This is a genomic window from Hyphomonadaceae bacterium BL14, from assembly GCA_027627705.1.
In the GTDB taxonomy this organism is placed as follows: domain Bacteria; phylum Pseudomonadota; class Alphaproteobacteria; order Caulobacterales; family Maricaulaceae; genus Oceanicaulis.
The window spans coordinates 373,514-399,518 of sequence record CP091242.1; the positions used below are offsets into that span (position 1 = coordinate 373,514).

Annotated in this window: 28 protein-coding genes; 22 read left to right on the forward strand and 6 right to left on the reverse strand. The window is 64.6% G+C overall.

Annotated elements, in window-relative coordinates; genetic code table 11:
* Positions 1 to 20: 20 nt before the first annotated feature.
* From gspG to L2D00_01715, 8 genes are read left to right on the forward strand one after another with little or no spacing between them, the layout of a single operon-like run.
* Positions 21 to 464: a type II secretion system major pseudopilin GspG gene (gspG, locus tag L2D00_01680; protein ID WBQ13408.1), complete on the forward strand. Its 444-nt coding sequence runs from the start codon at positions 21 to 23 to the stop codon at positions 462 to 464.
* Positions 461 to 958: a GspH/FimT family pseudopilin gene (locus tag L2D00_01685; protein WBQ13409.1), complete on the forward strand. Its 498-nt coding sequence runs from the start codon at positions 461 to 463 to the stop codon at positions 956 to 958. The genes gspG and L2D00_01685 overlap by 4 nt, the downstream gene beginning before the upstream one ends.
* On the forward strand, positions 948 to 1,316 hold the full coding sequence (gspI, locus tag L2D00_01690) for a type II secretion system minor pseudopilin GspI (GenBank protein ID WBQ13410.1): 369 nt from the start codon (positions 948 to 950) through the stop codon (positions 1,314 to 1,316). Before L2D00_01685 ends, gspI begins: the two co-directional genes overlap by 11 nt.
* Positions 1,313 to 1,945, forward strand: a complete 633-nt coding sequence (gspJ, locus tag L2D00_01695) for a type II secretion system minor pseudopilin GspJ (protein WBQ13411.1) — start codon at positions 1,313 to 1,315, stop codon at positions 1,943 to 1,945. The genes gspI and gspJ overlap by 4 nt, the downstream gene beginning before the upstream one ends.
* The gene (gene gspK / locus L2D00_01700) at positions 1,942 to 2,916 is read left to right on the forward strand and encodes a type II secretion system minor pseudopilin GspK (protein WBQ13412.1); all 975 of its coding nucleotides are present in this window, start codon (positions 1,942 to 1,944) and stop codon (positions 2,914 to 2,916) included. Before gspJ ends, gspK begins: the two co-directional genes overlap by 4 nt.
* Positions 2,913 to 4,133 carry a type II secretion system protein GspL gene (gene gspL, locus L2D00_01705; protein WBQ13413.1) on the forward strand — a complete coding sequence of 407 codons (1,221 nt, stop codon included), beginning with the start codon at positions 2,913 to 2,915 and terminating at the stop codon, positions 4,131 to 4,133. Before gspK ends, gspL begins: the two co-directional genes overlap by 4 nt.
* Entirely contained in the window at positions 4,130 to 4,633 is a 504-nt protein-coding gene (locus L2D00_01710; protein WBQ13414.1) for a type II secretion system protein M, read from the forward strand. Before gspL ends, L2D00_01710 begins: the two co-directional genes overlap by 4 nt.
* Positions 4,633 to 5,382 (forward strand): type II secretion system protein N, encoded by a 750-nt coding sequence (locus L2D00_01715; GenBank protein ID WBQ13415.1) that lies wholly within the window; start codon positions 4,633 to 4,635, stop codon positions 5,380 to 5,382. Before L2D00_01710 ends, L2D00_01715 begins: the two co-directional genes overlap by 1 nt.
* 213 nt (positions 5,383 to 5,595) lie before the next feature.
* Here L2D00_01715 and L2D00_01720 read toward each other — a convergent pair whose 3' ends face one another.
* The gene (locus L2D00_01720; protein ID WBQ13416.1) at positions 5,596 to 6,072 is read right to left on the reverse strand and encodes a tryptophan-rich sensory protein; all 477 of its coding nucleotides are present in this window, start codon (positions 6,070 to 6,072) and stop codon (positions 5,596 to 5,598) included.
* Between the two features lie 162 nt (positions 6,073 to 6,234).
* Between L2D00_01720 and L2D00_01725 the strand changes: the two genes are divergently transcribed.
* Complete coding sequence (locus L2D00_01725; GenBank protein WBQ13417.1) at positions 6,235 to 7,266, forward strand: endonuclease/exonuclease/phosphatase family protein; 1,032 nt, start codon at positions 6,235 to 6,237, stop codon at positions 7,264 to 7,266.
* An 831-nt stretch (positions 7,267 to 8,097) separates the two neighbouring features.
* The gene (locus tag L2D00_01730) at positions 8,098 to 9,669 is read left to right on the forward strand and encodes a hypothetical protein (GenBank protein ID WBQ13418.1); all 1,572 of its coding nucleotides are present in this window, start codon (positions 8,098 to 8,100) and stop codon (positions 9,667 to 9,669) included.
* Positions 9,670 to 9,829: 160 nt separating this feature from the next.
* Here the strand turns inward: L2D00_01730 and L2D00_01735 are convergent, their stop codons facing one another.
* From L2D00_01735 to L2D00_01745, 3 genes are all read right to left on the reverse strand, one after another.
* Positions 9,830 to 11,374, reverse strand: a complete 1,545-nt coding sequence (locus tag L2D00_01735; GenBank protein ID WBQ13419.1) for a GNAT family N-acetyltransferase — start codon at positions 11,372 to 11,374, stop codon at positions 9,830 to 9,832.
* Positions 11,371 to 12,216, reverse strand: a complete 846-nt coding sequence (gene aguB / locus L2D00_01740) for an N-carbamoylputrescine amidase (GenBank protein ID WBQ13420.1) — start codon at positions 12,214 to 12,216, stop codon at positions 11,371 to 11,373. The genes L2D00_01735 and aguB overlap by 4 nt, the downstream gene beginning before the upstream one ends.
* 122 nt (positions 12,217 to 12,338) lie before the next feature.
* A complete protein-coding gene (locus tag L2D00_01745; protein ID WBQ13421.1) occupies positions 12,339 to 12,932 on the reverse strand; it encodes a tetratricopeptide repeat protein in 594 nt (197 codons plus the stop codon).
* A 235-nt stretch (positions 12,933 to 13,167) separates the two neighbouring features.
* Between L2D00_01745 and coxB the strand changes: the two genes are divergently transcribed.
* The 8 genes from coxB (at position 13,168) to L2D00_01785 (ending at position 19,570) form a co-directional block, all read left to right on the forward strand.
* A complete protein-coding gene (coxB, locus tag L2D00_01750) occupies positions 13,168 to 14,034 on the forward strand; it encodes a cytochrome c oxidase subunit II (GenBank protein WBQ13422.1) in 867 nt (288 codons plus the stop codon).
* An 11-nt stretch (positions 14,035 to 14,045) separates the two neighbouring features.
* Positions 14,046 to 15,665 (forward strand): cytochrome c oxidase subunit I, encoded by a 1,620-nt coding sequence (ctaD, locus tag L2D00_01755; GenBank protein ID WBQ13423.1) that lies wholly within the window; start codon positions 14,046 to 14,048, stop codon positions 15,663 to 15,665.
* A 27-nt stretch (positions 15,666 to 15,692) separates the two neighbouring features.
* A complete protein-coding gene (cyoE, locus tag L2D00_01760) occupies positions 15,693 to 16,727 on the forward strand; it encodes a heme o synthase (GenBank protein ID WBQ13424.1) in 1,035 nt (344 codons plus the stop codon).
* 4 nt (positions 16,728 to 16,731) lie between these two features.
* A complete protein-coding gene (locus L2D00_01765) occupies positions 16,732 to 16,902 on the forward strand; it encodes a hypothetical protein (GenBank protein ID WBQ13425.1) in 171 nt (56 codons plus the stop codon).
* A complete protein-coding gene (locus L2D00_01770; protein ID WBQ13426.1) occupies positions 16,899 to 17,477 on the forward strand; it encodes a cytochrome c oxidase assembly protein in 579 nt (192 codons plus the stop codon). The genes L2D00_01765 and L2D00_01770 overlap by 4 nt, the downstream gene beginning before the upstream one ends.
* A 95-nt stretch (positions 17,478 to 17,572) precedes the next feature.
* Positions 17,573 to 18,451: a cytochrome c oxidase subunit 3 gene (locus L2D00_01775; protein WBQ13427.1), complete on the forward strand. Its 879-nt coding sequence runs from the start codon at positions 17,573 to 17,575 to the stop codon at positions 18,449 to 18,451.
* Between the two features lie 79 nt (positions 18,452 to 18,530).
* The gene (locus tag L2D00_01780; protein ID WBQ13428.1) at positions 18,531 to 18,857 is read left to right on the forward strand and encodes a DUF983 domain-containing protein; all 327 of its coding nucleotides are present in this window, start codon (positions 18,531 to 18,533) and stop codon (positions 18,855 to 18,857) included.
* Positions 18,854 to 19,570 carry an SURF1 family protein gene (locus L2D00_01785; protein WBQ13429.1) on the forward strand — a complete coding sequence of 239 codons (717 nt, stop codon included), beginning with the start codon at positions 18,854 to 18,856 and terminating at the stop codon, positions 19,568 to 19,570. Before L2D00_01780 ends, L2D00_01785 begins: the two co-directional genes overlap by 4 nt.
* 89 nt (positions 19,571 to 19,659) lie before the next feature.
* Here L2D00_01785 and L2D00_01790 read toward each other — a convergent pair whose 3' ends face one another.
* Positions 19,660 to 19,869: a cold-shock protein gene (locus L2D00_01790; protein WBQ13430.1), complete on the reverse strand. Its 210-nt coding sequence runs from the start codon at positions 19,867 to 19,869 to the stop codon at positions 19,660 to 19,662.
* A 198-nt stretch (positions 19,870 to 20,067) separates the two neighbouring features.
* Between L2D00_01790 and L2D00_01795 the strand changes: the two genes are divergently transcribed.
* From L2D00_01795 to L2D00_01810, 4 genes are all read left to right on the forward strand, one after another.
* A complete protein-coding gene (locus L2D00_01795; GenBank protein ID WBQ13431.1) occupies positions 20,068 to 20,793 on the forward strand; it encodes a TlyA family RNA methyltransferase in 726 nt (241 codons plus the stop codon).
* Between the two features lie 90 nt (positions 20,794 to 20,883).
* Positions 20,884 to 21,828 (forward strand): hypothetical protein, encoded by a 945-nt coding sequence (locus L2D00_01800; protein WBQ13432.1) that lies wholly within the window; start codon positions 20,884 to 20,886, stop codon positions 21,826 to 21,828.
* 69 nt (positions 21,829 to 21,897) lie between these two features.
* Positions 21,898 to 22,506 carry a TetR/AcrR family transcriptional regulator gene (locus L2D00_01805; protein ID WBQ13433.1) on the forward strand — a complete coding sequence of 203 codons (609 nt, stop codon included), beginning with the start codon at positions 21,898 to 21,900 and terminating at the stop codon, positions 22,504 to 22,506.
* Positions 22,507 to 22,578: 72 nt separating this feature from the next.
* The gene (locus L2D00_01810; protein WBQ13434.1) at positions 22,579 to 24,111 is read left to right on the forward strand and encodes an acyl-CoA carboxylase subunit beta; all 1,533 of its coding nucleotides are present in this window, start codon (positions 22,579 to 22,581) and stop codon (positions 24,109 to 24,111) included.
* Between the two features lie 134 nt (positions 24,112 to 24,245).
* Here L2D00_01810 and ettA read toward each other — a convergent pair whose 3' ends face one another.
* Positions 24,246 to 25,910, reverse strand: a complete 1,665-nt coding sequence (ettA, locus tag L2D00_01815; GenBank protein WBQ13435.1) for an energy-dependent translational throttle protein EttA — start codon at positions 25,908 to 25,910, stop codon at positions 24,246 to 24,248.
* Positions 25,911 to 26,005: the final 95 nt, after the last annotated feature.

Consider the following 26,005-nt stretch of genomic DNA (forward strand, 5'->3'; position numbering starts at 1 on the left):
GACAAGGAGGGACTGAACCCATGCAACAGGCTGCGAACACAGACCGCGAGGCCGGTTTCACCCTGGTGGAGATCATGGTCGTCGTCGTCATCATCGGCCTTCTGGCCACCGTGGTGGTGCTCAATGTGCTGCCCAGCCAGGACCGGGCGCGGATCGAGAAGGCGCGTGCCGATATCGGACGGATAGAGCAGGCGATTGAAATGTTCCGCCTGGACATGGGGCGATACCCCACGACGGATGAGGGGCTGGAGGTGCTGGTGACCGCGCCGGGCGATCCCCGTCTGGCGGCGCGCTATCCCGATGGCGGGTACATCAATCGGCTGCCCGAAGACCCGTGGGGCGGTGCCTATGAATACCTTTTTCCGGGTGAGAACGGCCGGTACGATATCTGGACCCTGGGCGCTGACGGCCGTCCGGGCGGCGAGGACGCCAACGCCGATATCGGGAACTGGTCGAACGGATGATGCCGTCGCGCCAGCCTGCCCGTGAAGATGCCGGGTTCTCCCTGATCGAGGTCCTGGCGGCGCTCGCAATCATGGCGATGGTCAGCGTCATGGCGGTGGCCATGCTGCCTGCACGCCTGTCGCCTGAGGCGCAGGAGGCCGACCGCCTGATCCTGCGCCTGGAGACCGCACGGCGCGAGGCGGAGACCTCAGGCGGCGTGATCGGGTTCGCGGCGGACGCTGATGGCGGCGGCTATGTGTTCTTCGACTGGACGGGCGAAGGCTGGCGCGTGCGCCGGCAGGACCGTGCGCTGGGCCCTTACCGGTTCACAGGCGATGTCCGGCTGGCGGGCCATGTCAGGCCCGATGCAGCCCCTGGCGGCGAGGGGCCTGATCTCTGGTTTGATGCCGCTGGCGGCGAGGGGGATAGGGTCTACCGCCTGACGGGGCCGGGCGGTGTGCGGCGCATCCAGATCGCGCCCGGCGGCGATATCGGAGCCGATGATGGCGCGTGATGGCGGGTTTTCCCTGATCGAGGTGCTGGCGGCGTTGAGCGTGCTGGCCATCGCCGGGCTGGCGCTGGTCAGCGCCCTGACCCATTCGGCGCGTGCGGCCGTGTTTGCCGAGACCCGCACGCTGGCGGCGCTGGGCGCTGAAACCGTGCTGGTCGAAGCGCGCCTCGATCATCCCGACGGGGTTCCCTCCGGTCAGGGGCGCATCGAGATGGCGGGGCGGGCCTATGACTGGCGTCTTGAGCTGATGGCCACGGCGGACCCGGATCTGCAGCGCATCGACATCACACTGACCGAAGCAGACGCGTCCGGCGCGGCACCGGTCTACACCCTGACCGCATTCCAGAGGCGTCCATCATGACGCGCGAGGCCGGGTTCACGCTGGTCGAGGCATTGGCCGCCCTGTTGGTGTTCGCCATCGCCGGTGCCCTGTCGACGGGCCTGATCATCTCCGCTCTGGATGGCCGCGCCCGGCAGGAGGCGGCGGCCGAGCGCCTCGCCTCCATGCAGATCGTGCGCACCCTGCTGCGAGAGGACGCCAGCCAGCTGGTGATGCGGCCCTATCGCACCGAAGATGGTGCCCTGCGCGGCCCGGCGCTGGATCAGGCGCGCGCGGCAGGGCTCGGGCGCGGCGAGAGGCACGAGTTGGTGTCCCTGACCCGCCGCGGCCGCGCCAATCCCGATGGCGCGCCGCGTTCCAGCCTGCACCGCGTTGCCTGGCGGGTTGAAGGCGGTGCGCTGGTGCGCGCGGTCTGGACCGATCCGGATGCACACGATGGCCCGCCGGCGCGGCGCGTGCTGGCCGAGGCGGTGAGCGATGTGGAGATCGCCTTTCTCTATGGCCGCGCCTGGCGGCCTGATCCGGTACAGGGCCGTCCGGGCGAGACCGGCTATCCGGCACCGCGCGCGGTGCGCCTGCGCTATCTCGATGATCTGGGCCGTGCGGTGGAGCATGTGGCGGTGATCCCGGCTGGAGCGGCCCCGTCATGACCTGGCGCGGCGATACAGGCGGCGCGCTGATCACGGCGCTTCTGGCGGTGGCGCTGATGTCGGCGGTGTCGCTGTCGCTGGTGGAGCACATGCGCGCCGGGCTGTTGCGCGCAGGTGTGCTGGACGACCGGCTTCAGGCGGAGGCGTTTCTCGATGGCGCTGCGGCGTTCAGCGAAGCGATGCTGATCCGCGCGCGCGGGCCGGCGGGCCAGGCCGCCACGCCCGACGGGCCGTGGGATGGCCGGGCGCGGGTGTTTGACGTTGATGGCGGGCACCTGGCCGGTGCCATTCTGGATCGCCACAACTGCCTGAATGTGAACGCGCTGTACTCCGGCGCTGATCAGCGCGACGCGGATGAGGCGGCGGCGGAGCGGTTCCGCGTGCTCTTCAGCGCGCTTGATCTGCCGCTTGCGGACAGTGAAAGCCTGATCGCCCAGGCTGCCGACTGGATCGACCCCGACGCCGGCGTCCGGCCCGGCGGCACAGAGGATTACATGACCCGGGACGGCCAGCGCCGGCGCGCGGCCAATCAGCCGCTCACCGAGCTGGCCGAGCTGCGCGCCTTGCCGGTGATGACCCCTGCGCTGTTCGCCCGCATCGAGCCTTTCGTGTGCGTATTGCCGACACCGGACCAGCCGCCGCTGAACCTCAATACGCTGCGTAGCGAGCAGAGCGTCCTGATCACGGCGATGACGGACGGGGCCATCAGTCCGGCGGCGGCGGCGGGCGTGGTTTTCCGGCGGCCAAGCTCGGGCTTTTCCAACATGGACCAGGTCTGGCGCGACCCGGCCTTTGCAGCGCTTGAGGAAGAGGCGCGGCCCGCAACGCGGGTGGCCCTACGCTCGGACTGGTTTGAGCTGCATCTCGACGTCCGGCTGGACCGGGCGGCCTTGTCGCGGCGCCAGTTGATCCGCATCGAAACCGGCGGCGCGGTGGCGCGCTTCCCGGCCATACAGGGAGCGGTTTTGTGACCCAAACCCTTGTGCTGTTTCTGCCCGGACCGGAGGCCCTGCCCGAGGATCCGGTGCACTGGGTGCTGACGGACGCCGACGGACGCCGCCTGCGCGAGGGATGGGCGCGCGCGGGGGATGCGCTTGCCTGGACAGCCGGGGAGCACCCCGCGCGCACGCTGGCCCTGATCCCGGCCCATACGGTCTTTGCTGCCCGCCTGACCGCGCCTGCGCGCAGCGAGCGTGAGGCGCAACAGGCCGCGCCCTACATGATCGAGGATGCGCTGGCCTCGCCGCTGGATACGCAGACGATCGCCTGCGGGCCGGCGGACGCGGGCGGGCTGCGCCTGATCGTGGCGGCGGATGCGGCGCTGGTGGCGCGCTGGGCGGCTCTGGCCGCGCATCTGGGCGTGCGTCCGGTTCACGTCCTGCCCGACGCTGCGCTGCTGACACCGCAGGAGGGGATCGCCCTGCATCTGGACGCCGAGCGGATCGTCTGGGCCCGGGCCGGGCAAGGGCCGATGATGGCCGGTGCGGCGCCGGCGTTGCTGGCGCGAGATGTGATCGGTGACCTGGCGCAGGGCCACGAGGCCCTGCTGGCCAGCCCCGCGGCGCTGGATATATGCCGGCAGGCCGGGCTGGACGCGCGGCCTGTGCCCGAGCCCGATTTCGCCCGTCTGGCAGGTCTGATCACCACCGCCGAAGCCCGCGCCTGGCCGCGCCTGCTGGGCGATGCGCTGTCCGCGCGGATCGACTGGACCGCCATGGCCCGGCCCTGGGCGCGCGCGGCCGTTCTGGCGGTGAGTGCAGGTGCGCTCGCCCTGGCGATCCTGGGCGGGCAGGCCTACTGGCTGGACCGCCGGGCCGCAGCCTATGACAGCGCAGCGGCTGATGTTTTCACGCAGGCCTTCCCCGAGGTGCGCCGCGTGGTCAATCCGCGTGCCCAGATCCAGCAGCGTCTGCGGGCGCTGGAGGGCGCATCGGGCGCGGACCGGTTTGTATCGCTGAGCGCCCGCCTGGCCAGCCTGCTGCAGGGCCTGCCGGAGATGCAGGTCGAGGCGCTGCGTTTCGAGGCCGAACGCGGCGTCCTGTCGGTCACCGCGCGCTATCGCGAGTTCAGCGATTTTGAACGCCTGCGCGCCGCCGCAGCCGAGCTGGGGCTCAGCGTGGAAGACACCGGCGCGCGCCAGGTGGACGGCGGCGTCGTGGGCGATTTCCAGATCGGAGAGCAGTCATGATGCGCGCGGCGAAGACCCAGGCGGCGGCGATGTGGGCCGGGCGCACCGCCCGCGAACAGGTTCTGCTGGCGGCCGGTGCCGCCGTGAGCCTGGCGCTGGTGGCCTGGTTTGCGGTGATTGATCCGGTCATGGGCTGGCGTGATGCAGCCGGTGCGCGCCATGCCGTGGCGGTCGCCCAGTACGAAGCAGTGGCGCAGGGCGTGGCGCGATACCGGGTGCTGGCCGTCGAAGCGCCCGCCACAACAGTGCAAGACGAAACGATCCGGTCGGTGGTCGCCGGTGCCGCCGCGCGCTCGGGACTGGTGCTGTCGCGGGTACTGCCCGACGAGTCAGGCCGGCTCAATGTGTGGATAGATGCCGCGGACCCTGATCTGGTGATGGTCTGGCTGGGCGAACTGGCCGCGCGTGACCGGATCGCCGTGCGCCGTGCGGCGCTGGAGCGCCTGCCCGGCGGACAGGTCCGCACGCAGGTCCTGCTGGCGCGCGAAGGGGCTGCGTGATGCGCCGCGGGCTGATCATCGCCGTCCTCGCGGCCGGTTTTGTCACCGGTCTCGTGGCGCTCGCCCCGGCGGCGCTGGTGCACCAGATCTGGCTGACAGGTCAGGGCGTGAGTGCGCGCGAGGTGACGGGCACGATCTGGCGCAGCCAGTGGCGCGATGTGCAGATCGCGGGCGTGACACTGGGCCATGTGGAGGCGCGCCTGTCCCCGTGGGCCTTGCTCACAGGGGCGGTGGACGCGCGCTGGCACGTGTCTGATTCCAGTGTGACCGGTTCGGGCCGTGCGCATCTGCGCGGCGATGCATGGCGGATCGAGGCCGGCATGGTCCGGGTGAACCCTGCGGGCGGCGGCACGCTGGGGCCATCGGTGCCGCACGTCTGGCGCATTCTGGCCTCAGCCCCCGTCCAGATCGCGGATCTGACGCTGGCAGGGCGCGGTGGCGACTGTGTCTCGGCTGAGGGCCAGGTGCGGATCGCCGGCCTGGCCGATGCCGCCGCGGCGCAGGGCCTGGACGCCCCGGTGCTCAGTGGCCCGGTGCGCTGCGCCGGAGCCGGGCTGGCCGCTGAACTGGGTGGCACCAGCAGCGCGCTGACCGTGTCCGGGGATGTGCGCATCAGCGCCGCCGCGGCGGGCTGGCATCTGGTTCTGGTGCCACAAAGCCCGGCCATGACGACGATCCTGACGGCTGCCGGGATCGGGCCGCAGGACGATGGACGCCATATTGCCGAAGGGGTTCACGCCTGGCGGTGAAACGGGCCGCAGGCCGGGCTGGCATCCGCCGGTTATCCTCCCCCTGGTCCGGCCGGCGGCCACACGCCTATCCCCGCCCTGGCACCGGCGTCTGTCCCCGCTTCGGCCCGGAGATCTATCCCCGCTTCGGAGGGGTCGTGCCCCTGTGTTTATGAGTTCAGGATGGCGCTCTACGGAGTTCAAACCTGCCGGTTTGGAGGTCAAGGTGCCGGTTCAGCGTGCGAACGGCTTTGGCTGCGGTGCGCGATTGCGCCGCCAGACCGACAGGTTGAGGGCAAACGCATAGGTGCCCCAGATCAGGTACGGGACGAGCAGGGCGGCGGCCAGCAGCTCGTGGGTCGCAAACGCGATCACGGTGGCCACGACCGCTACCCAGAGCAGGGCGATGATGATCACGCCGGTGAGGATGCGGTGCAGGCCGAAGAACACCGCCGACCACAGCGTATTGATGCCGATCTGCAGGCCCCACAGCGCGATCGCCGGCACGGCCCCGTCATACGTCCCGACCCGCGCCGCCGCGACGGACATGGAGAGGTAGAGGATCGCCCAGATGATCGGGAAGAGCAGGTTGGGCGGCGTCCAGGCCGGCTTGTCGAGCCCGCGATACCACTCGCCCGGCTTGAACAGCGCGCCGGCCGCCGCCGGCACGGCGCAGGTGGCCAGAAAAATCGCAAACAGAAAATAGTCCAAAGCCTTGCCTCCGGGAGTGCCTCAGCGCCAGCGTAGAGCGCGGGGGCCGGGGCGGCAATGCAAGGGGCGGGGGGGAGAGGTCCCACTACCCATTCCCCCTCCCCCTCCCGTTCCGCCGCTTTTGCGTGTAAACTCTTCGCGTGAGATGGCGGGGAGGCGGGCATGAGTGGATTGCCGGACTGGCGCAAGGCGGCGTCGCAGGACGAGGCCGAAAGCCGCTCCATTACGGCCATGCGCGAGGAGATGGCGGTCCTGCGCGCCGCGCTGGACCGGCAGATCCCGGCCAAGCGGGCCGTGGGGCGCAATCTTCTGCTGGCGACGTGGAATGTGCGCGCCTTCGGCGGGCTGACGCAGGCCTGGCGCTCGGATGAGAATGACAGCCCCAAGCGCAACTGGCGCGGCCTTGCTTACATTGCCGAGATCGTGTCGCGCTTTGACGTGATTGCGCTGCAGGAGGTGCGCGGCGAGTTCAAAAGCCTGCGCGAGCTGATGAAGACGCTGGGGCCGGGCTGGCAATTCCTGATGACCGACGTCAATCGCGGCGCGGCGGGCAATAATGAGCGCATGGCCTATGTGTTCGACGCGGCGCGCGTGCGGCTGTCGGGCCTGGCCGGCGAGCTGACGGTGCCGGACGATGACAAGGTCCTGGCCAGGCTGGGCGTGGAGCCCGGATCACCCTTCCGGCAATTTGCCCGCAGCCCCTATGCGGTGAGTTTCCAGTCGGGGCGGGAAACCTTCATCCTGGTGACCATGCACGTGCTCTACGGCAAGGGCTATGCCGACCGGACGCCGGAGCTCAAGGCCATCGCCGCCTGGCTGAAAGACTGGGCCAAGGATACCGCCAGCTGGGGCCATTCGCTGATGGTGCTGGGCGATTTCAATATCGACCAGCAGGGCGATGTGAATGATCTGGCCTTCCGCTCCACCGGCCTCTACGTGCCGCCCGAGCTTGATGGCCTGCCGCGGACGGTCAGCTTCAAAGCCGATGGCAAGCCGCCGAAATATTACGATCAGATCGCCTGGTTCTGCGAAGAGGCCGGCGCGTTTGCGCTGGGCATGGAATTTCTCAGCGCAGGCGGCTTCAATTTCAGGGACATGGTGTTCCAGGCCGAGCCCAGGCTGACGCCGCAATCCATGAGCTGGCGCGTGAGCGATCATCTGCCGCTCTGGTGCGAGTTCGCGGCGCGGCAGTAGGCGTGGTCATCGGTTGGCAGGTGGGGGGCTAAATCTAAAAGAAGGTGATCGGATCGATTAACTCTCGGATTGATGTTGGCTCGGGATCACCCGGTGGCTGTGTTGGCGAACTGCAGCGCTCCCCTGCAGTTCTTCAATTGAATACCGTTGCCATCTGCCTGAAGATGATCAGCCCGAACGAATTTTCAGTGCTTATGGGATGGCGCGGCCTGCCAGCAGAAGAGGTATGCATCTTTTCCAGCACTAGTGGCTCGTCCGTTACGTGGTCGAGCACGCCTGAAGCGACTTTGGCCGGACCGCAGTCGAAACCGGAAGCCGACTGGTTATAGTGGCCCGCGATGCTTTTCCATGTGTTCCGCCTTTGCTTTGAGCGTTTCCCAATTCCAAAGCGGTTGTGGACCCATGTGTCGCTGACCCAAAATTGAACCCGCAGACCTGTTGAGAAAATATTCAGTGAAAAATATATTTGATCAAATATTTATAAAATCGCATTTTTCGAAATACGGTCTTATTTATATATCGTTTGCTGTAGCTATATTATTTTTGGCTAATGCGCTCTATTTATCCAGTAGCATTACGCGACATCTGATTGATGAAGAAATTGTAGTTTCCGTGCTAGAAAATATGAATGAGCAAAATTCATATGGCACCAACTGGGCCAATGTAGAAGATGTCGCAAGATACTACCCATCGAATCAGTACAACTTTTCATCGGCAATAATGCTATATAAATTAATTGGATTTTTTGATGAAAGATTATTCAATGAAAATGCGATTTAATTTAGATACATTCCTAATATAATGGCGTCAATATCTCTGATAGTATTTTTTATGGCTTTCCAAAAGATGGCAAGCCCAGTTATTTCAATCTCTTCAATTATATTAACGGCACTGTCGTATCAATTTTTATCAGAAGCAATATCGATAAGGCCTGAAGCATTTATTTATTTATTATACTCTTTAATAATTTACATTTCGCTGCAAAATAAGATAGGGGTTTTATTGAGGGCGCTTGCTATCGGTGTGCTGGGCGGGCTGTTAATATCATCAAAATTTTCCCTAATTTTTATCTGGATTCAGTCATTCTTAATAATGTGCCTCGTCCACTATGAAGTTAAAGCAGACTTTAAAAAGTTAATCCGTTACATGCCTTCAGCATTTTGGTTGTTTTGTTGCTCTGTTTTGGGCTGTATTGCCGGTATTGCAATAGGCGCCCCTGAGGCGCTAGCTGATCCGGCTGGCACATTTGATGGTATTCGAGCGCTGATGCAGCAGTATTCTGGCGCACACTATCCTTTTGGTAGACCGGACGGCAATGCCAGTGTGAGAATCTTGCACTCATTCAACCAAACGCAAAGCCATATAGGTTTCATAACGATTGTTTTATCGGCATTCTCGCTATTTTTCGCCATTAAAAAGCAATCATGGGCTATTGCCTTCATAGCTGCTTCAAGTTTCCTATTTTTAATATACTTTTCAATAAAGCCAGTATTTTTTGCGCGCAATTTTTCATTTTTGATACCAATAATAGCTTTCCTGGCGCTGTATACAGCTTCCAATTTAATTGAATTGTTAAAAATAAAACGAGATCGTATATTTTTTATATCTTTCGTTGCGATCATGTGCGTACAGCCGGGAATATCGGCTCTCGATTTTAGTCGGGCGGCTTTGTCTTTTGAAAGTCGGCGTGATGAATTTGTGGCGCAGCGCGAATTTTATGAAGTACTTATTGGCCTCAATGCCGAAGCTGTTGACGGTTGGGATGAGTATCATAATCCGGTTGAATTCATTGGGAGGGTTATGCGAGAGGACAGAGCGCTTATTGAATTTAGAAGTTTAAACGATCGATATTCAATGGAAATCGTTAATTTGATTGGCCGAAGTACGGGCATGGAAATAATTGGTCATTCATTTGCTTCTTTGAGTCATTTTCCCATGTCGATGGTTCATTTCAATTTCGACATCAATAATGTAATGATGTTGAGGGACGAGTTTTCGGCGTCCGATCCAGTTCAAATCGTGCCCAAATCAGAATGGTGTGCCGAGCCGCTTTCTGCCTCTGTGTCTGGAACATTTTCCAGTGAGGGCTTCCATAGCTCCGTATTGGCCGAGTTCGAGGCTTTTGGTAGCTGGCTTGGTGGAGATGAAGCGACAGCGCGCTCCGTTATACATTTGTCGAGCGTACCCGATGGCGCAATCTTGCCGGTGTTTACTGGTCCAGGACGTCAAGGGATAACTTTATCGGTAGGCGACTCTCCTGAGATTCGCATTTTCACCGCGAGCCACTGGCTTGGCGTATCCTTGCCAGCGACGAATGAAGGCTTGGATATTGTGATTAGTGACAATGGCACAGGCTGGGGGGAGTGGGCTGCTTTTGGGCTGCCTCGATTGAGATGCCGATGACTTCCTTAGGTGTGCCATTGGGCATTACACTGTCAGGCCGCCATGTGGTCGTTAAAGCAAAGCAAAGTGATTATTCGGATATCTAGGGCTTTTCTAACGGGACAGGTCAAGCTGAGCGGATTGCGGCAGACCGGTTACCCGCGAACCTCGAACGAGCAGCCTACCCCCGGTCCGTCCACACGATCCGGTACAAATCAAACCGCCGGTCGCGCAAATTCCTGACCGTGCCGGAGCGGCGCGCTTCGGCGAGCGAATCCATGTGCAGATCGGCCACGGCGATGGTTTCGACGTTTTCGCTGGCTTCGGCGGCCAGGCCGTCGCGGGCGAAGGGGAAGTCGCACGGGGTGATGATGGCCGACTGGGCGTAGTTCACGTCCATATTGGCCACGCCGGGCAGATTGCCCACATTGCCGGCGGTGACGACATAGAGCTGGTTCTCGATGGCGCGGGCATGGGCGCAATAGCGCACCCGCAAATGGCCCGGCCGGTCGTCCGTGGCGTAGGGCACGAAGATGATCTTGGCGCCTTCGTCGGCAAGGCGGCGGGCCAGTTCAGGAAACTCGCTGTCATAACAGATCAGCACGCCGATGGGCCCGCAATCGGTGGGGATGGCGGCCACCGTGTCGCCGCCGCGGATATTCCACCAGAAGCGCTCATTGGGCGTGGGGTGGATTTTCTCCTGGGTGTGGATCGAGCCGTCGCGCAGGAAGACATAGGCGACGTTCTGGATATCCCCGTCATCGGTTTCGGTGGGGTGGGAGCCGCCGATGATGTTGATATTGTAGCGCACGGCCAGCGCGCTCATGAAATTGACGAAGCGCCGGGTGTGGCGCGTCAGCGTGGCGATGCTGTCTTCGGCGTTGAGTTTGCGCTTTTCCAGCGCCAGCAGGGGCACGGTGAACATTTCAGGGAAGACGCAGAAATCGGCGTCATACTCGGCGCAGGTGTCGACGAAGAACTCCACCGTGCGTTCAAACTCGGCGACGCTCTCCACCGCGCGGGTTTTCAGCTGCACCGCCGCCACGCGCACCGTGTTGGGCGAGGGCAGGCGGCCCGGGCCCTGCCCCTCGGTATAGGACGGGTTGCGCCAGACCATCAGGGCGGCGTGCCCGCCCGCATCGGTGTCTTCGGGATAGTAATTGTGCAGGACGCCGGCGGGCTCATAGCCCATGCGCATCTGGAAATTCAGGACGCCGTCGCGCAGCTCGCGCGCCTCGATGGCGGCCAGATAGGCTTCGGGCGTGTCATACAGGCGCCGCTTGCGCTTGTAGCCCGAGAGCCGCCCGCCAAACACCACGCCCTTGAGGCCCCAGTCCTCGCACAGGGCGTGGCGCGCCACATAGAGCCGCTCGCCAATGCGCAGCCGGCGCCGGGCGGGGTCCACCGCCACCTCCATGCCATAGACCCACTCGCCGTCAGGATCGTGGCGCGCGGCGAAACCGCCCCCGGTGATGCCCGCCCAGTCATGGGGCGCAAAGGCCGCGGCCTCGTCGATGACGAAGCTGGCGCACCAGCCCACCACCTCGCCATCAAACTCCACGATGAACTGACCCTCGGGGAAGGTGGAGATCTGGCCACGGATCATCGAGGGCGGATCGGGCGTCATGGTGGGATAGGCGCGCGCCTGCAGCCCCAGGATCGCATCCACATCCTCCAGCGTGGCATTGCGCAGGGTCAGCTTGGCGGTGCGTTGGTTCAGGGTCATGAAAAATGGGGTCCGTACAGATCCGTCCGCCGATCGCGGAAAAAGCCCCACGCGGCGCGGTGGGTGTCGAGGAAGCGGCGGTCGAAGCGGGCGCTGAGCACGCCGGTCTCGGTGCGGCCGAGCTCGGCCTGGACCTCGCCGGTATGGTCGCAGATGAAGCTGGTGCCGTAGAAGACCTGGCCGTTTTCGTCGCCGATGCGGTTGGCAGCACCCACGGGGATGACATTGCACACCGCATGGCCCTGCATGGCGCGGCGCCAGCGCGCGGCGGTGTCGAGGCTGCCGTCATGCGGCTCTGACCCGATGGCGGTGGGGTAGAGCAGGACCTCAGCACCCATCAGCGTCATGGCCCGCGCGCATTCGGGGAACCACTGGTCCCAGCAAATGCCCACGCCGACACGGCCGAAGGCGGTGTCCCAGACCTTGAAGCCGGTATCGCCGGGGCGGAAGTAGTACTTCTCCTGATAGCCCGGCCCGTCGGGGATATGGCTCTTGCGGTAGACGCCCAGCGCCTTGCCGCCCGCGTCCAGCATGACCAGCGAATTATAATAGCGCGGCCCCTCGCGCTCGAAGATGGAGACCGGGATGGCGACATTGAGCTCGGCGGCGAGGGTTTGCATGGCCGTGACGCACGGATGCTCCATGGCCGGGTAGGCATGGGCGAACCAGCGCTCTTCCTGGCTAGTGCAGAAATAATGGGTCTGGAACAGCTCGGGCGGCAGGATCACCTGCGCGCCGCCTGCCGCCGCCTCACGCACCAGGGCGGAGACGGTCTTGATGTTCTCGTCCATGTCCAGGCTGAAGGCGCTTTGCAGGACGGCGATATGGATCGTGTCGCTCATGGGCGGGGCGAGGTCCCTTGCGATGGGTTGAGCCGGGCGGAAACGCGCGCAGCGATGGGCGCACGCCTACCATGCGCCCGCGCCGGGGTCATCCCGGGTGGCGGGCGGCCTAACAGCCCCGTTCAGCCCTGATGGCGGACGAACCGGGCGGGCTGGGCGGAGAGCAGCCGGTTATCAGGATCCAGCCGCGCAGCCTCCACATAGGCGTCGTAGGCGTCGTCATAACGGCCGGCGCGTTCCAGCGCGATGGCGATATTGAAGCGTGCCAGCGCCGGATCGGCGCCGCGCTCTGCGGCCTCGCGCGCGGCCTCGATGGCCGCGTCGTTGGCACCGGCGCGGATGCGCGCTGCGGACAGGCTGAGCCAGGCCTCGGCCAGGCCGGAATCCTCGCGCACGGCGTCTTCCAGATCGGTTCGGGCTGCCATCACGTCATTGCGCTTGAGCGCGATGACGCCGCGATTGGTCAGGGCGCGGGCACGGTCGGCGGGCATCATGCCGTCCGCGCGCAATACCAGATCGCAGGCACCGAGCGCACGGGCGGGCGGGGCGCTGGCGCGGGCCGCTGATTCGCATTCGGCTTTGGCCGTGTCGAGCACCGGATCACCGCCACTGCGCGCCTGGGCAAGCGCACCGGGGGCGGCCGCCATGGCGGCCAGGGCGGCGGCGGTCATCCGTGCGGCCACCGTTTTCAGGCGCGTTGCGGGCGATGGGAACATGGCGGCTTCCTCAAGCGGTCCGGGGCGGGGCAGGTGCTGTGCACGGTAGCAAACCCAGGTGCCGGCGGCCAGCTTGCGAAAGGTGCCATCGGGGTGAAAAAACCTAAAGCGTTGCGACAAAAAGGCGCTTATACCGCCCCTGACAGCGTAACCATGGCGGCGTATATACCGTGCTGCCCACGAGTGCCCGGTCACCGGGTCTGCGTCTTAAACCGTTCAAATCCCTGGGGGAACGATGCGTTTCTCGACCGTTCTGACCGCCCTTGCCGCCTTGATCAGCTTCGCCGCCGCGGCGTCGGGGACGCCTGTGGGCATCCCCACCGATGGCGATCTGGGCTTCCAGCCGTCGGCCTCGCCGATCATGGACCAGATCTACAGCTTCCACACGCTTCTGCTGATCATCATTTTCGGCATCTCCTTGTTTGTGCTTGCCCTTCTGGTCTGGGCGATGGTGCGCTACAGCCATAAGCGCAATCCCGAGCCGAAGAAATTCAGCCACAATATGACGGTGGAAGTGCTCTGGACGGTCGTGCCGATCCTGATTCTCGTGCTGATCGCCGTGCCATCCTTCCGGCTCCTGTATGATCAGGATGTGATTCCCGAAGCGGACTTCACGATCAAGACCACGGGCAATCAGTGGAACTGGACCTATGAATACCCCGACCATGGCGGTTTCGAGTTCGTGTCCAGCATGGTGGATGACGAGTTTCTGGGCGAGCACCCCTTCACCGCGCACCGCAATCTGACCACGGACGTGCCCGTCGTGGTGCCGGTCAACGCGGTCGTGCGCATGCAGGTGACCGCGTCTGACGTGATCCATTCGTGGACCATCCCGTCGTTCGGGATCAAGATGGACGGTATTCCCGGCCGCCTGAACGAGACCTGGTTCCAGGCCACCCGCGAGGGCATTTTCTACGGCCAGTGCTCGGAAATCTGTGGCATCCGCCACGCCTTCATGCCGATTGAAGTGCATGTGGTGCCGCAGCCGGTTTTCGATGCCTGGACCGAGGCCGCCCAGGCCGACCCCTATGGGGCCATCGACGTCCTCACCGCCTATTATGACTCGCTGCGCGGTGACGCGCAGCTGGCCTCCGCCCGCTAAGGAGAGCGAATATGTCGTCTTCTGCCGCCGCCGATCACGCTGATCACACCCCCAGCCTCTGGGACTGGAAGCGCTGGGTCTATTCCACAAACCACAAGGACATCGGCACGATGTACCTGATCTTCGCGATCATCGCGGGGGTTATCGGGGGCGTGATGTCGGGCCTGATCCGCTGGGAGCTGGCCGAGCCGGGTCTCCAGGTCTTCAATGGCGGTTTCTGGGGCAATGAGCATAACTACAACGTCATCGTGACGATGCACGGCCTGATCATGATCTTCTTCATGGTCATGCCTGCGATGATCGGCGGGTTCGGCAACTGGTTCGTGCCGCTGATGATCGGCGCGCCGGACATGGCCTTCCCGCGCATGAACAACATCTCGTTCTGGCTGCTGCCGTTCTCGCTCATGCTGCTGATCATCAGCATGTTCGTGCCGGGCGTGGGCGGCGAGGACGGGTTTGGCGGCGGCTGGGTGATGTATCCACCCCTGTCGACATCGGGCCATAACGGGCCGGCCTTCGATCTGGTGATCCTGTCGCTGCATATCGCGGGCGCCAGCTCGATCCTGGGCGCGATCAATTTCATCACCACGATCTTCAACATGCGTGCGCCGGGCATGACCCTGCACAAGATGCCGCTGTTCGTGTGGTCGATGCTGGTGACGACCTTCCTCTTGCTGCTGGCCGTGCCGGTCCTGGCGGGCGCGCTGACCATGCTGCTCACCGACCGCAATTTCGGGACGACCTTCTTCGATCCCGCCGGTGGCGGCGACCCGGTCATGTTCCAGCACCTGTTCTGGTTCTTCGGCCACCCCGAAGTGTACATCCTGATCCTGCCGGGCTTCGGCATGATCTCCCACATCGTGTCCACCTTCTCCAAGAAGCCGGTATTCGGCTATCTGGGCATGGCGTACGCCATGGTGGCCATTGGCTTCATCGGCTTCATCGTGTGGGCCCACCACATGTACACCGTGGGCATGGACGTGAACCTGAAGGCCTATTTCGTGGCTGCGACGATGATCATCGCGGTGCCCACGGGTATCAAGATCTTCTCCTGGATCGCGACCATGTGGGGCGGGTCGATCACGCTGCGCACGCCCATGCTGTGGGCCATCGGCTTCATCTTCCTGTTCACCGTGGGCGGCGTGACGGGCGTGGTTCTGGCCAATGCCGGTATCGATGCGTCCTTGCACGACACCTATTACGTGGTGGCGCACTTCCACTACGTGCTGAGCCTGGGTGCGGTGTTCTCGATCTTCGCGGGCTTCTACTACTGGTTCGAGAAAATCTGGGGTGTGAAGTACAGCTCGATCCTGGCCAAAACCCAGTTCTGGCTGTTCTTCATCGGTGCCAACGTGATCTTCTTCCCGCAGCACTTCCTGGGTCTGCAGGGCATGCCGCGGCGCTATGTGGACTTCGCCGACGGTCACACGTTCTGGAACCAGGTCTCGTCGGTGGGCTATGTGATCATGGCCGCGGGCATGATCGTGTTCTTCGTTCTGCTGATCGAAGCCGCGATCCGGCGCCGCCCGGCGGAAGCCAATCCCTGGGGTGAGGGCGCAACGACGCTGGAGTGGACCCTGTCCTCTCCGCCGCCCTTCCACCAGTTCAACGAATTGCCGCGGATCAAATAGGCCCAGGGCCTGATCGGAACGCCTCCCGTGACGACAACACCGTCGATATCCCTCGATCAGGGCGGCGCTGCACACGCAGCGCCGCCCGAAGCCATCGACACCGCCGCCGCTTCCGCGCCGGCTGTGGGTTCGGGCGTGGGCGATTACATCGCCCTGATGAAGCCGCGCGTCATGGCGCTGGTGGTGTTCACGGGCCTGGCCGGCCTGGTGGCCGCGCCGGTGGCCATGAATCCGCTATCGGCTGCCATTGCGATCTTGTGCATCGCCGTGGGTGCGGGTGCGGCGGGCGCGTTCAACATGGCCTATGACGCCGATATCGATGCGGTGATGAAGCGCACGCGCCGCCGCCCGGTGCCCACAGGCCGCGTGCCGCGCCCGGAAGCCTATACGTTTGCCGGTGTGATGAGCCTGGCCTCGGTCCTGCTGATGGGCATGGCCACCAATTACGTGGCGGCGGGCCTTCTGGCCTTCTCCATCGCCTTCTACTGCGTGATCTACACCATGTGGCTGAAGCGCCTGACGCCGCAGAACATCGTCATCGGCGGTGCGGCCGGTGCCTTCCCGCCCGTGATCGGCTGGGCGGCAGCGACCGGTTCGGTCAGCGTGGATGCGGTCATCCTGTTCGCCATCATCTTCCTGTGGACCCCGCCCCATTCCTGGGCGCTGGCGCTGTACAAGTCGGGCGATTACGCGGCGGCGGGCGTGCCCATGATGCCGGTGGCGCGCGGTGCCAAATCCACCCGCATCCAGATCCTCGTCTATACGGGCCTGTATCTCGCAGCCACGGCCGGGCCGTTGGTCACGGGCCTGGGCGGCTGGATGTATGCGATTGCGGCGGGCCTTGGCGGCGCATTGTTCGCGCTGCTGGCGCTGCGGGTCCATGCCTCGCGGGCGGGCGATATGCCGGGTGCCGAGGACGCGCTGTACGCGGTGCGCGCGGGCGACAAGTCGGCGCGCGACCTGTTCGCCTATTCGATAGCCCACCTGGCACTCCTGTTCGCGGCCCTGCTGGCCGAACATGGCGCGGGCGTGCACTGGCCCCTGCCGGGCGGGGCGGGATAGCGCCATGAACCAGGACGAGTACAAGCCCACGGTCAAGCTGACGCCCGAGCAGGAAGCGGCGCGCAACAAACGCAATGGCGCGATTGCCTTCGGACTGGTGGCGTTCGTGGTCCTGATCTTCCTGACCACGGTCGTCCAGATGACCTCCAACTGGAATGCGGGAGCGGCGGGATGAGGATTGCCAGCTGGTTCAACGGTTTGCAGCGCAATACGCGCGTCGTGGTGATCTGCGCCTCGTTGGTCGCGGGCATGGTGGGCATGGCCTATGCCGCGGTGCCGATCTACGATCTGTTCTGCCGGGTAACGGGCTATGGCGGCACGACCCAGGTGGCCCAGTATGATCCCGGCCAGATCATTGACCGCGAAGTGACGGTGCGCTTTGACGCCTCGCTGGCGCGCGGTGTGCCGCTGGAGTTCACACCCCTGCAGCGCTCCATGCGCGTGCGCCTGGGCGAAACGGCACTGGCCTTCTACCGCGTCACCAATACCTCGTCCGAGCCGGTGACGGGCGTGGCCAGCTATAATGTCGCCCCGTTCAAGACCGGCACGTATTTCGCCAAGCTGGAATGCTTCTGCTTCCTCGAGCAGACGATCGCGGCGGGCGAAACCGTTGACATGCCGGTGATCTTCTTTGTCGACCCGCAAATGGATGAGGATCGGCAGCTCAATGACGTGCAGACGATCACCCTGTCCTATACGTTCTGGCGCGCGGGCGACTCGCGCGCTCTGGAAGTCGCCGGGGCGTCCTGATACGGGGCGCCGCAGACTGATTGATGACCGGCATTGCCGGGGCTATACACCGCGCGCATAGCGCGTTCGCGTGAACAGACTGGTTGGAGATGAGCATGGCTGGCGGCGCCGTCAAACACGACTATCACCTGGTGGATCCGAGCCCGTGGCCCTTCGTGGGATCGCTGGGCGCGTTCGTGCTGGCCATCGGCTTTGTCGTGCTGACCAAGGGCCTGGTCACGGATACCTCCAGCTGGGCGCATTTCTTCCTGGGCGCAGGTCAGCCCTGGATCATGGTGCTGGGCTTCCTGATCGTGGGCTGGACCATGATCGGCTGGTGGGGCGATGTGATCAAGGAATCACGCAAGGGCGATCACACGCCGGTCGTCGATCTGGGCCTGCGCTACGGCATGATCCTGTTCATCGTGTCCGAAGTGATGTTCTTCGCTGCGTGGTTCTGGGTGTTCTTCGAGATGGCCCTGTTCCACGAGGTGCGGGCCGGAGCGAGCTGGGATGGCGGGCCGATCGGCGCGGACTTCGCGGGCTGGGAAACCTGGCCGCCTCCGGGCGTTCAGACGTTCGATCCCTTCCACCTGCCGCTGATCAACACGCTGATCCTTTTGCTGTCGGGCACCACGGTCACCTGGGCGCACCACGCCCTGCAGCACGGCGACCGGAAGGGCGCGCGGCTGGGCCTGGCGCTGACCGTGGGTCTGGGCCTCCTGTTCACCTGCGTGCAGGTGTACGAATACACCCACGCCTATTTCGACTTCTCCGGCAATCTCTACGGCGCGACCTTCTTCATGGCCACGGGCTTCCATGGCGCCCACGTGATCATCGGGACGATCTTCCTGGCGGTCTGCCTGTTGCGCCTGATGGCCGGGCAGTTCAGCGCCCAGAAGCATTTCGGCTTTGAGGCGGCGGCCTGGTACTGGCACTTCGTCGACGTGGTCTGGCTGTTCCTGTTCGTATTCATCTACGTCGCCTATCAATAGGCCGCCGCGCCAGGTGACACAGGCAAACCCCTTTCTCGCAGGCTTCCGCGGACGCTGTCCGCGCTGCGGGGAAGGGGAGTTGTTTGCGGGTTTTCTCAAATTCGCGGATCACTGCGCGTCCTGCGGCCTCGACTTTTCGGGCGAGGATGCGGGTGACGGCCCGGCCGTATTCATCATGTTCGCCGTCGGCTTCATCGTGGTGCCCATGGCCCTGGTGGCCGAGGTCGTGTTCAGCCCGCCGCTCTGGCTTCATTTCGGGCTCTGGCTGCCGCTGACGGCGGGGCTGAGCCTGGCGCTGATGCGCCCGTTTCGCGCCGTCATGTTCGCCCTGCAACACCAGCACGCAGCGGCGGAAGGGCGGATCGATGCCGGCGATGACGGCAGTGATGGCACGGGCGCGCCATGATCATCTTCCGCCCCTATCCGGTCCTGACCCTGCTGACCGTCATGGCGCTGGCGCTTTTGCTGGCGCTGGGCGGTTGGCAGCTGGACCGGCGCAGCTGGAAGCAGGGCCTGCTGGCCGAGCATGCCGCCATCACCAATGCGCCACCCGCCAGCCTGGACGCCATCTGCGCCGCGCCGCGCGCCGGTCAACCGGTTTCAGGGGCGCAGCCTGATGGCGCGCGTGTGGTGCGGGTGTTTGGCCGCAGCGCCGCCGGAGCTCCGGGCTGGCGGTTGTTTGCGCCCGCGCCGTTGCCCGACTGTGCAGACGCAGGTTTCATCCTGATCGAGGCCGGGTTTGCGCCCCTGAGCGCCGCGACCGCCGCGACTGAAGCCGCCACGGCACCCGGCGTTCGCGCGGCGCGCGCGGGGCTGCGGCTGGAGCCACCCTTGCGCCGGGGCCTGTTCGGCGCGGCGGATACGCCTGAGCGTGATGAGTTTTACGCGTTCGACGCTGCCACGATGGAGACATCGCTGGAGCTCGCCCCCGGATCGCTCATGGCGGACTGGTGGCTGGCGGTGGATGACGGCCGTCCGCCCGACTGGATTACCGCCACGCCGCCCGAACGCCACGGCGCCTATGCGCTGACCTGGTATCTGATGGCGGTGGCGCTTCTGGGGGTCTGGATCGCGCTCAATGTCACGCGCGGGCGGATCGGCTGGCGCCGGCGCGGTTAGCCTCATAGCTTTGACTTGCGCGCAAAGAAAAACCCCCGGATCCGCTTGGATCCGGGGGCTTTTGCCCAACCGTTAGGTCAGTTAGCGGTTCAAGCCGCCACAAGGTTCGCAGCGGCAGTTTTGCCGGTGCGCTGGTCGCGCGCTTCTTCGTACTGAAGGCGCTGACCTTCTTGAAGCGGGCCCATGCCAGCACGCTCGACAGCGCTGGCGTGGACGAACACGTCCTTGCCGCCGTCGTCAGGCTGGATGAAGCCGTAGCCTTTGGTGGTGTTGAACCACTTAACCGTTCCCGTAGCCATGGGGTATTCCTTATATACAGAGTAACAAACGCCCCCGAGAGGGCAGGTGACATCGGATTTCGGGGGATCGTTCGGGAAGCGCGTAACTACGCGGCCAAAGTAACCGGCCAAAAATCGACTGACAGCCTATACACCGGCGGCTTCACAAAAGCAATGCATTCCCTGACCATGCCGGCGATCTCGTGGTAGAGACCGCCGATGCGCGCCGATCAGTATCTCGTCCGACATGGATATTTCGACACCCGCGCCCGCGCCCAGGCCGCGATCGCGGCGGGCTGCGTGCGCGTGGACGGGCAGACGATCGACAAGCCCTCGCGCACCATTCCTGACGGCGCGCGGGTGGAGGCCGAGCCGGCCCACCCGTATGTCAGCCGCGCCGCGCTGAAGCTTGTGGCCGGCCTGGATGCCTTCGCCGTCGACCCGGCGGGGCGGGTGTGCCTCGATGTCGGTGCCAGCACCGGGGGCTTCAGCCAGGTCCTGCTGGCGCGCGGCGCGCGTCATGTGACCGCCGTGGATGTGGGCCACGGCCAGCTTCACCCGAACCTGAAGGCTGCCCCCCGCCTGACCAGCCTGGAGGGGCTGGACGCCAGGGCGCTGACGCTTGCCCATTTGCCTGAAGCCCCCAGCCTGATCGTGTGCGACGCCAGCTTTATCGGCCTGATGAAGGTACTGCCGGCCGCCCTGGCGCTGGCCGCGCCGGGCGCGCATCTGGTGGCGCTGTTCAAGCCGCAATTCGAAGTCGGGCGCGCGTTTGTGGGCAAGGGCGGGGTGGTGCGCGATGAAGAGGCTGCCGCGCGGGCGCTGGATGATGTGGGGGCCGGGCTGCAAGCAGCGGGCTGGATCGTGGCGGGCCGCGCGCCAAGCCCGGTGACCGGGTCGGACGGCAATCAGGAGACGCTGGTGCACGCCGGAAAATCGGCCTGAGCGGGCATGGCCGCATTCGAAAAGGGGGCGATTTTGTGGCGGGCTTGCGCTATACCGTGCGCCAGCCTGAGGGCTAACAGGAGAATAATCATGAAATCGATCTGGATGACGACTATCGCCGCTGCGGCTTTGCTGGCTGCCTGCGCCGACCCGGCGCAGGACAATCAGGACAGCGCCGGTGCCATGGAAGAGGGCGCACAAGACGCCGCGACGGCCATGGAAGACGGTGCCGAAACGATGCAGGACGCGGCTGAGGACGCCGGTGACGCCATGGCGGATGCTGCCGGCGCAACCAGCCTGGACGATGTTCTGGCCGATGCGCGCCGCGATGGCGACCGCGCCCGCGACGAGTGGCGCAACCCGGGTGAAACGCTCGCCTTCTTCGATGTGCAGCCGAACCATACCGTGGTCGAGGCCCTGCCGGGCGGCGGCTGGTACACGCGCATCCTGCTGCCCTACACCGAAACCTCTGGCCGCTATATGGCCATCAACTATCCCATGCCGGTGCTGGAAGCGCTCTTTGGCGACCGCATGACGGACGAGCGCCGGGCGGCCGCCGCCGGGCTGGAGCAGTCCTTCCCGGTTCAGGCCGCGGCCTGGGGCGGCGAAGTGGATGGCATGACGCGCTTTGGCGAGGTCTCTGATGATCTGGCCGGAACCGCCGACCGGGTGCTGTATATCCGCGCCCTGCACAACATGGCCCGCACCGGCAATCTGGAGATGGCGGTCAATGACGCCTGGACGCTGCTGGCGCCGGGCGGCATTGCGGGCGTGGTGCAGCATCGCGCCCCGGCGGACGAGGCCGATGACCGCGCCAATGGCAGCCGCGGCTATATGCGCCAGGCCGACCTGATCGCTGCGTTCGAAGCGCGCGGCTTCGTGTTTGAGGGCGCGTCCGAGGTCAACGCCAATCCCAACGATCCGGCTGACGCCGATGGCGGGGTGTGGACGCGCATGCCCAGCAGCGACAGCGAAGAAGCCCGTGCGATCGGCGAAACTGACCGCATGACGCTGCGTTTCCGCAAACCGGAATAGTCTGGACAGGGCGGGACCCGGCGCGCCGGGTCCCGCCTTATGTCTGTGGTTCCGGGGCGGGGGACTCCCATGACAGCATTGGCCGGCGGCGCCCAGAGGGCGCAGGGACGATCACTCGACGCGGATGAGCGCGAGCAGGCGCGCGCCGCGATTCTCGGGCTGATGAGCCAGGGACCGCTGGAGCGCCTGGGCATGCGCGAAGCCGCCAAGGCGGCGGGGTTAAGCCTTGCCACCCTCTATAAATATTTCGGCGGCAAGGAGGCCTTGCCCGGTGCCGTGCTGGCGCCTGATCTTGAGGCGCTGGTGGCCGCCATGGACGCGGCATCGCGCACCGCGGTGGGCGTGAAGGCCCGCCTGCAGGGCGTGCTGGGGGTGTTGTGCGACTTCGCCCGGACCCACCCCGATGCGGCCAGTGCGTTGTGGCTGCACCTGCCGCCCAGCACGTGGGAGTCCGGCGATGGCGGCTGGCGCGCCCAGCGATTGCGCATCGTCTCTCACATATTGCGCAATGGTCAGCGCGACGGATCAGTGCGGGCCGATGTGGATGACACGCCTCTGGCTCAGCTGATGCTGGGTGCGGCGGACCGGGCGATCGAGGTGGCGCTGGCGGACCCCGGCGCAGAAGCCCCTGCCGGCGAGCGCCTGTTCGCCCGATTGTGGCCGCTCGCGGCGGCCTGACCATTTGCCCAGGCAGGCGCGCCGGTGCTAGCTAACGCCGGACACCGGTTCTGTGCGGGAGACACCTGATTCATGAAAGCCGTCATTGATGAGCTCGAGCGCAAGCGCGCGGCAGCGCGCCTGGGCGGAGGCGAGGCGCGCATCAAGGCCCAGCACGACAAGGGCAAGCTGAGCGCGCGCGAGCGTCTGGATGTCATGCTGGATCCGGGCTCTTTTGAAGAGTTCGACATGTTTGTCGAGCATGACTGCACCGAGTTCGGCATGGCGGACAAGAAAATCCCCGGCGATGGCGTGGTCACCGGGTCCGGGACCATCAATGGCCGCCTCGTTTACGTGTTCGCCAAGGATTTCACGGTGTTCGGCGGCTCGCTCTCGCTGGCCCATGCGCGCAAGATCTGCAAGGTGCAGGACGCGGCGCTGAAAAACGGCGCGCCGATCATCGGCCTGTTCGACGCGGGCGGGGCGCGCATCCAGGAAGGCGTTGATGCGCTGGGCGGTTACGCGGAAATCTTCCAGCGCAATGTGCTGGCCTCGGGCGTCATTCCGCAGATCAGCGTGATCATGGGCCCGTGCGCGGGCGGGGACGTGTATTCGCCGGCCATGACCGACTTCATCTTCATGGTGAAGGACACCTCCTACATGTATGTGACCGGGCCGGACGTGGTGAAAACCGTCACCAATGAGGTGGTGACCCACGAAGAGCTGGGCGGCGCGTCCGTCCACGCCAAGAAATCCGGTGTCGCCGACGCGGCGTTCGAGAATGATATCGAGGCGCTGGTCCAGGTGCGCCGGATGATCGACTTCCTGCCCCTGAATAATCGCGAGAAGCCCCCCGTGCGCGCCGTGGCCGACCGGCCCGACCGCGTCGAGCACAGCCTCGATACGCTGGTCCCGCCCAACCCCAACAAGCCCTATGATATCCGCGAGCTGATCGTGAAGACCGCCGACGAGGGCGATTTCTTCGAGATCGCGCCGTCCTACGCCGCCAATATCGTCATCGGGTTCGGGCGCCTGGAAGGCCAGACCGTGGGCTTTGTCGCCAACCAGCCGCTGGTGCTGGCGGGCGTGCTCGACATTGACGCCTCCAAGAAGGCCGCGCGCTTCGTGCGCTTTTGCGATGCGTTTGAAATCCCCATCATCACCTTTGTCGACGTGCCCGGCTTCCTGCCCGGCACGCGCCAGGAATATGGCGGGCTGATCAAGCACGGCGCCAAGCTGTTGTTCGCCTATGCCGAGGCCACGGTGCCCAAGCTCACGGTGATCACGCGCAAGGCCTATGGCGGCGCCTATGACGTGATGGCGTCCAAGCATTTGCGCGGCGACATCAACTATGCCTGGCCCTCAGCCGAGATCGCGGTGATGGGCGCCAAGGGCGCCGCGGAAATCATCCACCGGGCCGATCTGGGGGATGCGGACAAGATGGCCGCCCACACGAAAGAATACGAAGACCGCTTCGCCAACCCCTTCGTGGCGGCCGCGCGCGGCTATCTCGACGACGTCATCCTGCCGCGCAACACCCGCCTGCGCCTGATCAGCGCCCTGCGCACCCTGCGCAACAAGCAACTGACCAATCCGTGGAAAAAGCACGATAATATTCCGTTGTGAGGGGGGACTAGCGCCAACTTGCCGCGTGGCAGTGATACCCTCACGCCGGGGGACAGCAAGCTAATTCACGCCACCCCTGCCGTCCCGGCTCGCCCCGGCTGAATGCCGGGGCGTCCGGGAAGGCAATGTGATGGCTACCGTGCGAACTTCTGGAATTTCACGCGGCTGGGCACCAGCGAGTCGGTGCCGAGGCGGCGCTTCTTGTCTTCGAGATAGTCGGAGAAGGCGCCCTCGAACCATTCCACATGGCTGTCGCCTTCGAACGCGAGGATGTGGGTGGCGATGCGGTCGAGGAAGAAGCGGTCGTGGGAGATGACCACGGCGCAGCCGGGGAAATCCTCCAGCGCCACTTCCAGCGCCGACAGGGTCTCCACGTCGAGATCGTTGGTCGGTTCGTCGAGCAGGAGGAGATTGCCGCCTTCCTTGAGCATCTTGGCCAGATGCACCCGGTTGCGCTCACCGCCAGACAGCACGCCGACCTTCTTCTGCTGGTCGCCGCCCTTGAAGTTGAACGCGCCGACATAGGCGCGGCTGGGCACCTCGCGGCCGCCCAGGTCGAGCATGTCATTGCCGCCGGAAATCTCTTCCCAGACGTTCTTCTTCGGGTCCAGCGCGTCGCGGCTCTGGTTCACATAGCCGAGCTTGACCGTCTCGCCGAGGGTGACGGAGCCGGTATCGGGCGTCTCCTCGCCGATGATCATCTTGAACAGCGTGGTCTTGCCCGCGCCGTTGGGGCCAATCACACCCACCACGCCGCCCGGCGGCAGCTTGAAGGTCAGGTCCTTGATCAGCAGCTTGTCTTCAAAGCCTTTGGAGACGTTTTCAAACGCCACCACATTGCCGCCCAGGCGCGGGCCCGGCGGGATGCGGATGATGGCTGTGGAGACCTTGTCGCGATCAGCCTCGTCGCGCATCTGCTCATAGGATTTGATACGCGCCTTGGATTTGGCCTGGCGGGCTTTCGGGCTGGCCCGGATCCATTCCAGCTCGCGGCTGAGGGCGCGCTGCTTGGCGCTTTCCTCGCGCGACTCTTGCGCCAGGCGCTTGGATTTCTGTTCCAGCCAGCGGGTATAGCCGCCCTCATAGGGGACGCCCTGGCCGCGATCGAGTTCCAGCGTCCAGGTGGTGATGGCGTCGAGGAAATAGCGGTCGTGGGTGACGATCAGCACGGCACCGGGATAATTCTCCAGATGGTGCTGGAGCCAGGCCACGCTTTCGGCGTCGAGGTGGTTGGTCGGTTCGTCCAGCAGCAGCATGTCGGGCTTGGACAGGAGAAGCTGGCAGATCGCCACGCGCCGCCGCTCGCCGCCTGACAGATTGGTCACCGCTGCCTCGCCTGGCGGACAGCGCAGGGCCTCCATCGCCATTTCGATCTTGGAATCCACGTCCCAGGCGTCGCGCGCGTCGACCTGTTCCTGAAGGGCGTTCATTTCCTCCATCAGCTCGTCGGAATACTCCTCGGCGAGCCGCATGGCGATGGCGTTGTAGGCGTCGAAAATACGCTTGTCTTCAGAGCCCTCGATGACGTTTTCCCAGACCGTCTTGGCCTCGTCGAGCTTGGGCTCCTGGGCCAGATAGCCCACGCGCACGCCCTTTTCGGCCCAGGCCTCGCCGGCGAAATCGGTGTCCTGGCCGGCCATGATGCGCAGGAGGGTCGATTTGCCCGACCCGTTCGTGCCCACCACGCCGATCTTGGCGTCGGGCAGGAAGTGCAGCGAAATGCCCGTGAACACCGGCTTGCCACCCGGATAGGTCTTGGACAGCTTGTCCATGTGATAAACATACTGATACGCGGCCATGAGCGGGGGCGCTCCTTTATATGACGAGCCGGAAAGAAGGGTCGTGCCAGCCTATACCGGATCGCTGGCGGGGCGCGCAATCGGGGCGGGCGGCT